The organism is Oceanobacillus luteolus, from assembly GCF_023715655.1.
Taxonomy (GTDB): domain Bacteria; phylum Bacillota; class Bacilli; order Bacillales; family Amphibacillaceae; genus Oceanobacillus; species Oceanobacillus luteolus.
In genome coordinates this window covers 38216-47572 of the sequence record NZ_JAMBON010000028.1, presented here as the reverse complement: position 1 = coordinate 47572, position 9357 = coordinate 38216, and the positions used below count along the sequence as shown (strand labels likewise).

Below are 9357 nucleotides of genomic sequence, written 5' to 3'. Positions count from 1 at the left end.
TAATATTTATTTGGGTCATCTTTTCCTACCTCCATGTGTTGTTTTCTTGGTCGAAAATATTTTAACATGGGTCTGGAAGATGACCTATTTTTTTATACCTTTTTACACAATTATAAGGACGTTATCCGTGCAAAACTCCACTTCGGGGCTTTAAAGCGATTATAAGGACTCGAAGCATCGTGCAAAACTCCAATTCGGGGCTTTATAGGGCTTATAAGGACTCGAAGGCTTGTGCAAAACTCCAATTCGGGACTTTATAGCACTTATAAAAGGACTCGAAGCATCGTGCAAAAATTCCATTCGGGACTTTATAGCGCTTATAAAGACTCGAAGGCTTGTGCAAAACTCCAATTCGGGACTTTATTGGCACTTATAAGGACTCGAAGGATCGTGCAAAAATTCCATTCGGGACTTTATAGCGCTTATAAAGACTCGAAGGATCGTGCAAAACTTCCATTCAGGTCTTTATAGGGCTTATAAGGACTCGAGCACTCTTGCAAAATTTCCATTCAGGTCTTTAGAGAGCTTATAAGGACTCGAACACTCTTGTAAAACTTCTATTCGGGTCTTTATAAGGCTTATAACGACTCCAACGCTCGTGCAATATTTCCATTCGAAGCATTATAGCGGTTATAATGAGTGCCACGTGCGAAAACACCCTACCAAAAAGAAAAACCCGCTTAGATAGCTCTAAACGGGTTATGTTAATTAGTTATTATATAGCGGGAAGCGTTCCGTCAAGTTTAGTACGCGCTCTTTCAAGCCATCAAGAACTTCTTGATTTTCGTGGTTTTTAAGAGCTGTTGCAATAATATCAGCAACTTCTTTGATTTCCGCCTCTTTGAAGCCACGTGAAGTGACTGCTGCCGTTCCAATTCGAACACCACTTGTCACAAACGGACTCTCAGTATCAAATGGAATTGTGTTTTTATTTGTTGTGATTAGGATATCATCCAATACTTTTTCAGCATCTTTTCCAGTAAAGCCTAGTGTTTTCACATCTAGAAGCAGAAGGTGGTTGTCCGTTCCACCTGAAACGATGCGCACTCCTGCGTTTGATAATTCTTCAGCAAGGACAGCTGCGTTTTTAACAACTTGTTTCGAGTATTCTTTAAAGTCATCGGAAAGTGCCTCTTTAAATGCAACAGCTTTTGCTGCAATCACATGCATTAATGGACCACCTTGCATGCCAGGGAAAACTGAACTATCCACTTTTTTCGCAAATTCCTGTCTTGTAAGAATGACACCACCACGTGGACCACGTAGTGTTTTATGAGTCGTTGTCGTCACAAAGTCTGCGTATGGTACTGGATTAGGATGCAAACCAGCTGCTACAAGTCCTGCAATGTGCGCCATATCAACCATGAGGTATGCATCTACTTCATCAGCGATTTCACGGAACTTCGCAAAATCAATGGTACGAGAATAAGCACTAGCACCAGCAACAATCAGCTTCGGTTTAACTTCTTTCGCTTTAGCTAAAATTGCATCGTAATCTAGTTGCTCTGTTTCTTCATCAACACCGTATTCTTCAAAGTTGTATAATTTTCCACTGAAGTTCACTGGGCTACCATGTGTAAGGTGACCACCGTGACTTAGGTTCATTCCTAGTACTGTGTCGCCTGGCTGTAAAACGGTTGAGTATACCGCCATATTCGCTTGCGCTCCAGAGTGTGGCTGAACGTTTGCATGTTCCGCCCCGAATAATTCCTTCACTCGATCACGTGCCAAATTTTCCACTACATCAACAAATTCACACCCACCGTAATACCGTTTACCTGGATAACCTTCCGCATATTTATTCGTTAAAACCGAACCCATCGCTTCCATAACAGCTTCAGATACAAAGTTCTCAGAAGCGATCAGTTCGATATTATCCTGCTGACGCTTTCTTTCATTCTCCATTGCTGCAAAAACTTCTGGATCCGCTTCTCTTACTGCGGCTTGCTTTACTACTTGCTCCATTGTACAGTCCCCCTTGCATGTAATATATAATGTAGTAAATTTTATAGTAAAAAGAACAAATTGTTCTCTACCAACTAACTATTGTATTTGGCACGTTCTCCACCAATTAATTTTGGTCTGGTACGCGCTAAACCAATTCTTGCTTCCCCAATATATTTTTTGCTAAAACGAAGTGGAACAGCGACTTGTTTCAAATGCATTCCAATCATCGTCTCACCAATATCAATGCCAGCATGCGCGCGTGAACGCACAGACTCAACAACGACTGGATCCTTCATATGTTTATAAGCATAAGCTGCCATCGAGCCACCTGCTTCTCGCACCGGAACGACAGTCACTTCATCTAAATCAAATGCCTCCATTACTTCCCGCTCCACTACAAGTGCACGGTTAAGGTGCTCACAGCACTGAAAAGCAAGATGGGTTCCCGTTTCTTCTTTCAGACGGTTCATTTCATCATAAATCAGTTCGGCAATCTCTTCAGTACCTGCTGTACCAATTTTCTTACCAGCTACTTCACTTGTTGAGCAACCAATGACAAATAGTTGTCCTTTCCGTAAGTAGTCTGTCGTAAGCCATTCATCAACGATATCTTGGAGATCTTGTTTTATTTGTTCTTGCATTATCGGTTCACCTCCAATATTGTAAGACCGTTCGGGAGTGTTGGTATTTACTTTTGTCCCTAAACGGCCGCTTTCGCTTTGTTGCGGCTAGCTACAGCGGCCAGGGACTGCCCGAACTTCATGCGCCTCCGGTCGATAAGTCAACATCGGCTCGTACCTCGCCGTGTTTCCTTTATCTTCCTGCACCGCATTCCAGTTCGGCCGTCCCTAAACGGCCGCTTTCGCTTTTGTTGCGGCTAGCTTCAGAGGGCAGGGACTGCTCAAACTTCGTACGCTTTCAGTCGATAAGTCAACATCAGCTCCAAGTCTAAGGATGCCCGACTAAAACCGGGCTAAAGCCCAACGTCGGATACCCCCTAAAGGGGCATGTTTCCTTTATCTCCTTGCACCGTACTCCAGTTTGAACGTCCCTAAACGCCCTCTTCAGCTTTTGTATCTACTATACTACTTATTTGTCTTCATAGGAATGGATTTTTTCAATTCGGCGGCTGTGGCGGTCGCCTTCGAATTCGGTTTCGAGCCAGATTTTGGCGATTTCTCTGCCCAGGCTTGGTCCGATGACTCGTTCTCCCATGGCAAGTACATTTGAGTTATTATGCTGTCTTGTAGCACGGGCACTGAACATGTCGTGCACTAAAGCTGCGCGGATTCCTTTTACTTTGTTGGCAGCAATCGACATGCCGATTCCTGTTCCACAAATGAAGATTCCGCGGTCAAATTCACCACTTGCAATCCGTTCAGCTGCTGGTAAAGCATAGTCCGGATAATCGACAGATGTTGTACAGCTTGCACCTGCGTCCTCGTACTCAATTCCCATCTCTTCCAATAAATTCGCTACTTCATTGCGAAGGGTCATTCCTGCGTGATCACCTGTAATTAAAACCTTCATATCTTTCATCCTTTCCACTAAAGTTGGAATTGGTTAATTTGTTTCTTCAAGCGCATCGCATGTTCTTCAATATCAGCAGCCAAGCGATCCACTTCTTCGATACTGGCCACCTGTTCTTGAATAGCGGCGTTCACTTCTTCAGCACCAGCTGATGTTTCCTCAGCAATTGCTGCGACTTCTTGAGATTCACGGCTCGTATCTTGAATCGACTCTAACTGCTTATCTACAAGCGTGGAAATCGTTTCAATTTCTGATGCGACTTCCATGACGGAATTGGACATTTCTTCAAAGGTTGTATTAGTTTTTTGCCCATTTTCCGCTTCTTTATTTGCAAAAACAACATTCTGATTTATATTTTCCACAACGTTTTTCACATCATCTTGGATGGCGCCAATAAGCCCCGATATTTGCTGAACTGCTTGGGCACTTTGATCGGCAAGCTTCCGGATTTCTTCCGCCACAACGGCAAATCCTTGCCCATGCTCACCCGCCCTTGCCGCTTCAATGGATGCATTCAACGCTAACAAATTCGTTTGTTCCGCAATTTCTCCGACCATCGTGATAATCGATTCAACTTGAAACGCATTTTGTTTCAAGTTATCCACATTGGTTAATGACTGCTGCTGGTCCTTGGCGATACGGTCGATCCCTTCCACAAGCGTACTCACCACCTGCTTTGTCATATTCAGTGTGTCGAGCATTTGGTCTGATTTATTTTTCGACTCTGCCGCCCGGTCCTGAACTTTCATCGCAAGGTCAGAAGCAATTTCAACAGATTCTGCTGTATTTTGAATAGCCTCCGAAGAATTCTCCGCTCCTTGTGAAATTTCACTAATGGAACTACCAATTAGCTGCGAATGGGAAAAGGCTGTGCTTGATGCCTGTTTCATCTGGATAACAGCTTCATTCGTTTTATCAAAATTATCATCGATATTTTTCACGATATCATTCAAATTCGTAAGCATCGCGTTAAAGGATATCGCCAATCCACGTATTTCATCATTCGTTTTTGGAATTTCCACTGTTTGATTTAGATTACCCTCTGCAGCGATATTTGCAACTTTTTCGAGATTCTCAATTGATTTTGTAATAAAGCTCGCAAAGAAATAGGCAAGAATTCCTGACCACATAATTCCTAAGACAAAGGTTATGATGGTAAACCATTCAAGACTAAAAGGTATGTATTCTTGGAAAAAATCATATAAGAAAAAAATAAAGACAAAGGAAGTGCCATAAGTAATTATTGCTAATAGAGTAGTGAATAAAACGAGCTTTTTCCTGATGCTGAATGAATATTTCCTCTCCATGAAGCCTTAATCCTCCTTAGTTGCATCGAGCTTATCAATAAGCCTTTCAATTTGTTGTTCTAATTCGATTCTTGTAGCACGGTATAGGTCTAAGTCACCCCCATATGGATCGGAAATATCATAATTATAACTTGCTGCTTCCAATTGTTGGAGCTTATCCACTTCTTCACTTACAAGTTCATCCAACTTTTGTTCAAGCTCTTCGCTTGTAAGTTCTGGATTTTCTGCAATGAACTTGCGACGTTTATTTTCGATTTGAAGCTGTAACTGCTGAATTTCTTTTTCACTCGAGGTTGAAATATATTCTTTAAGCGTATAGATTTTTTCCTGGTGATCAGGGTGCTCCATGATCAGTAACTGTTTATGTTGGGTAGTCATCGTTAACACAAGACTAGACCAATCCAGCAGTTCTCCTGTCACTTTTTGTGCTTGGTGATTCAACGTAATGTTCTCTTCATCTAAAGCTTGTAGTGCTTGAGGACTTGCCGGCGCACCATCCGCCGCAAAAACACCTGCCGATTTCACATTGATTTGCGGAGATTTGTCGCGCAGCAACGCCTCAGCCATCGGACTTCGACAAGTATTACCAGTACAAACAAATAAAATGTTCATCAACAAACCTCCATTATTAAAAACGGGAATACGTTCCACCCGTAAACATATTAGAAAAAATCATACATCTACTATAAATATATCATATTCTTATCGAGTCGGATAGAGGATTTAGGGAAGAGATTATGCGGGAAAAATGGGTGGTTTTGTACTATTTTGGATAGGAATTTTGAGGTAGTCCGGGTGGCGCTAGTAAACTACTGGATTTGAAAATTCTGCTTGCTTTAGGGTGATTAAAGCGAGGATGAGCGACTGAATACACGAATTAGTTTTCCTTTCAGGCATTTAGATCATAGATGAGTGACCGAATTCACGAATTAGACTTCCTTTCCGGCGTTTAGAGCATAGATGAGTGACCGAATTCACGAATTAGACTTCCTTTCCGGCGGTTAGAGCATAGATGAGTGAGCGGATTCACGAATTAGATTTTCTTTCGGGCGTATAGAGCATGGATGAGCGACCGAATATACGAATCAGACTTCCTCTCGGGCGGTTAGAGCATAGATGAGCGACCGAATACAAGAATCAGACTTCCTTTCGGGCGGTTAGAGCATAGATGAGCGACCGAATATACGAATCAGTCTTCCTTTCGGGCGGTTAGAGCATAGATGAGCGACCGAATACACGAATTAGATTTCCTTTCGGGCGTTCAGAGCGTAGATGAGCGACCGAATACACGAATCATTTTTCCTTTCAGGCGTTTAGAGCATGAATGAACGAACGAAATCAAAATCACACGTTAATTTAGCATATGAAACATCCAATAAAAAAGAAAAGACCCTCCAATCATGAAGGATCTCTTCAAGCAAAAAGCACATATAAACCAAAGCCGACAAGGATGCTTCCACCAAGCAGTTCACTATATCTACCTAAAACCCCTTGGACGTGGCGCCCAATCAGTAGTGCGAGACCTGATAGAAATGCGCTTGAAAGGCCAAATAATATGAGGGCAAGTACCACTTTTACCCCTGCGAGTCCGAGGCCGAATCCAACTGTAAAGCTGTCCATACTTACCGTAAAGGCAAGAATGAGTAACCCGATTCCAATTGGTTGAATAAGCATTTTCTTTTCTTCGGTGAACGCACTGAAAAACATTTGGGCTCCTATGAAAATTAGCAGCATGCTGCTAATGAGTTGTGCATAACTTTCAAATGGTGCCGATGCCATTTTTCCTAACAGGATTCCGATAAACGGCATGATGATATGAAAGGCACCAATGATTAAACTTATCCACAAAATTCGTTTGAGCCTTAACTGCTGCATTCCGAGGCCTAAACATACGGAAAAGGCGTCGAGTGCCAATGCTTGAGCCATGAAAATGAGTACGAGCAATTCGCCGATTGAATTCTCCAGCATTCATCCCCCCTTGGACATGCTTATACACTATATGCAAGCTCCCTTTGGGATATGCTGGAAGTTAGTCAATGTACGTGGTCATTGCTTTTCTCAATCGATTCATAACCGCTTGTCCGATTCCCGAATCCGGAAAAACTTCAGAAATGATGACATCTGCGTCCGTCTCTTTCACTTTTCTTAAATTATCGTAAAGCTTATTGGCGACGTCTTCCAGGCTGGATCCAAGACTTAGCCTAATATCTGCCCTAACTTGTTCTAGCACTTCATCACGAGCAAGTAAAGCAACCGTCTTTCCTTTTGACTTTTCCTCATCAATAACACCTTGAATTCTCGAAATATCCCCATCCACAAGCCAAAGTGGAACTTCTGGAGAATAATGTTTATATTTCATTCCTGGGGCGGTAGGCTTATCCACATTTTTTTCAAACGTTTCGGCAACGGGAACAAATTTTTCAATCTGTTCTTTCGTAACCCCGCCCGGTCGGAGAATAACGACATCATCCTCACGGCAAGCAATCACCGTGGACTCTACACCTACCCCGGTAGGTCCTCCATCGATGATACCTGCAATTTTACCATCCAGATCTTCCGCGACGTGGCCCGCCGTTGTAGGACTTGGCTTACCGGAAAGATTTGCACTTGGTGCAGCTACCGGAACATCACATGCTGTGAGCAGCTCAAGTGCGATAGGATGATCCGGGATACGCACAGCAACTGTGGATAATCCGGCAGTGACATTGGGGGCGCAAGTTCCATTGCTCGGAAGCACATACGTCAAGGGTCCAGGAGAGTATGCAGAAATTAAATCTTCCACATAGCCTGGTAGTTTATCCAAAAGTTTTCTTAATTGTTCCACAGTTGCGACATGAGCAATTAATGGATTATCTTGTGGACGACCTTTCGCTTGGAATATTTTTGCGACAGCTTCTGCATTAGTCGCATCTGCTCCCAATCCATAAACCGTTTCGGTTGGAAAGGCAACGGTTTCTCCTTTTTTGAGAAGTAAAGCGGCCTCTTGGATCGCTGATTCAATATTTATTTTGTCATTCATTAGATTCCATTGTTTTGTTTTCATATAAACCCTCGTTTCTCTGTTTACAGTTTAGTTGATTATCCGTATTTGTGCAATTTAGGAATGTGATTGACTTTTCCACAAAAAAACCTGTGGTAAATTATCCACAGGTTTCTATATAATAAAAGGGGGAGGAATCAGCTTTTTTATATAAATACTATATTTATCAACAAGTTATTCACAGATAATTGTGAGTAATATCAGCACATGTTCAGGAGACCTCATAGCTCCACCAACTACCTGCCCTTGAAGGGTTTTGCGGAATTTTGATTTGCTTTTTCTCTTGTCGGAAATCAAGAGCTTCCAACAAGATATCCACAACCGGTTGGTGACTGTGGACATATACCGCACTCGCCCTTTGCTGTTTAGCAATTTGAAGAATAGTTTCTAGCAATACTGGTAGTTTCGCAGCATGTGACTGCGTAATGTAAAGTTGCTTCAGCCAAAGTCCACCAGACTCCAGTTCATCAAGTATAAAGCTCGCCTCAATTTGACCATCAATATCTACAACAAACCCTTTATCCACGAGGAGTTGCTTATCGATATTTTGATTTCTACTGAGAAAACTATCAAGCTGCTCGTAGGTTGCTTGTTTAACAGGCATTATTTTCATTCGATTCACCTCAAAAGATTAGTTTATTTATGAAATATAAGTGCAGAGGAACGATCTATAAGTGACTCTATTTGCCTTAGCTCTTACGGAAGAATCACTTTGAACTATTCTATGATTGAAACAGAAATTCTATGACCAACCTAGCCATTCAAATAGAAAAAACTTTACTTCTGTCTCCTGCTCTTCTTCCTCTTCTATTTCTACTTCACTTTCCGTTTCTGCATCTTTTGCCTCGACGGTTGTACCGAATGAAAAATCCAGGAAACAGAGCGGCGGAAAGAGCACACACCACCAATTGGAACCATTTCCTTCGCCTAGTGTAATCAAAATTGCCTCGTATTCACCAGCTGGATAGAGATAATCGCCATAAAGCTTCATTGGAAATGTGACATTTTTTCCATACTCGACGCTGTACTCGTTACTATCACCTTCCTCAACAATGACATCGCCAACAATTTGCTCTATTTCTGGAAGACGCTCTTGGATAAGCTGACGAGCTTCCTCGATATCGTCTATCTGTGCCACCCACTCACTTACCTCTTCACTAACCCGGTCTCGCACGATATGCTTCAACTGTTGATCGGATTCTTGGTCACTGTTTGCAAGAATTCGAAGTCGTATCGCTTCATCCGGGATGACTTGGTAGTCCATTTCCCCATCTGTAGCTTGAGTATTCAGACCAGCATAACTTATTAACAAAATAATTAATATAAGAACAAAAAATACTAGTTTTTTCATTTTCGCTACCCCTTTACTACTGAACTATCCACAGTATGGCCAGAGGATCGAAAATTTAAACTAGTATTCTAGTAAAAAATAATAGGCATTGATGTTTTGTAATATCTCCAACTTTTTTAAAGTGGAGTATTGCTAGCACGCCAATTCCTTATTCCGTTTATTCAGAAACTCACTTTATAAAT

At 42.0% G+C, this 9357-nt stretch carries 9 protein-coding genes; all 9 read right to left on the bottom strand.

The features are described from left to right. Positions 1 to 708 precede the first annotated feature (708 nt). A complete protein-coding gene (gene glyA, locus M3210_RS14425) occupies positions 709 to 1965 on the bottom strand; it encodes a serine hydroxymethyltransferase (protein ID WP_251515775.1) in 1257 nt (418 codons plus the stop codon). Between the two features lie 74 nt (positions 1966 to 2039). After that, complete coding sequence (locus M3210_RS14420) at positions 2040 to 2588, bottom strand: TIGR01440 family protein (RefSeq protein WP_251515774.1); 549 nt, start codon at positions 2586 to 2588, stop codon at positions 2040 to 2042. Positions 2589 to 3036: 448 nt separating this feature from the next. Next, complete coding sequence (gene rpiB, locus M3210_RS14415; protein ID WP_251515773.1) at positions 3037 to 3477, bottom strand: ribose 5-phosphate isomerase B; 441 nt, start codon at positions 3475 to 3477, stop codon at positions 3037 to 3039. 17 nt (positions 3478 to 3494) lie between these two features. Further along, positions 3495 to 4784, bottom strand: a complete 1290-nt coding sequence (locus tag M3210_RS14410) for a methyl-accepting chemotaxis protein (protein ID WP_251515772.1) — start codon at positions 4782 to 4784, stop codon at positions 3495 to 3497. 6 nt (positions 4785 to 4790) lie between these two features. Beyond that, positions 4791 to 5396, bottom strand: a complete 606-nt coding sequence (locus tag M3210_RS14405; RefSeq protein ID WP_285853808.1) for an arsenate reductase/protein-tyrosine-phosphatase family protein — start codon at positions 5394 to 5396, stop codon at positions 4791 to 4793. 801 nt (positions 5397 to 6197) lie between these two features. Next, positions 6198 to 6752, bottom strand: a complete 555-nt coding sequence (locus M3210_RS14400; RefSeq protein ID WP_251515771.1) for a manganese efflux pump MntP — start codon at positions 6750 to 6752, stop codon at positions 6198 to 6200. A gap of 61 nt (positions 6753 to 6813) precedes the next feature. After that, a complete protein-coding gene (locus M3210_RS14395; protein WP_251515770.1) occupies positions 6814 to 7827 on the bottom strand; it encodes an L-threonylcarbamoyladenylate synthase in 1014 nt (337 codons plus the stop codon). A gap of 208 nt (positions 7828 to 8035) precedes the next feature. Continuing rightward, positions 8036 to 8437 (bottom strand): GNAT family N-acetyltransferase, encoded by a 402-nt coding sequence (locus M3210_RS14390; RefSeq protein WP_251515769.1) that lies wholly within the window; start codon positions 8435 to 8437, stop codon positions 8036 to 8038. Between the two features lie 129 nt (positions 8438 to 8566). Beyond that, positions 8567 to 9175, bottom strand: a complete 609-nt coding sequence (gene spoIIR / locus M3210_RS14385; RefSeq protein WP_251515768.1) for a stage II sporulation protein R — start codon at positions 9173 to 9175, stop codon at positions 8567 to 8569. Positions 9176 to 9357: the final 182 nt, after the last annotated feature.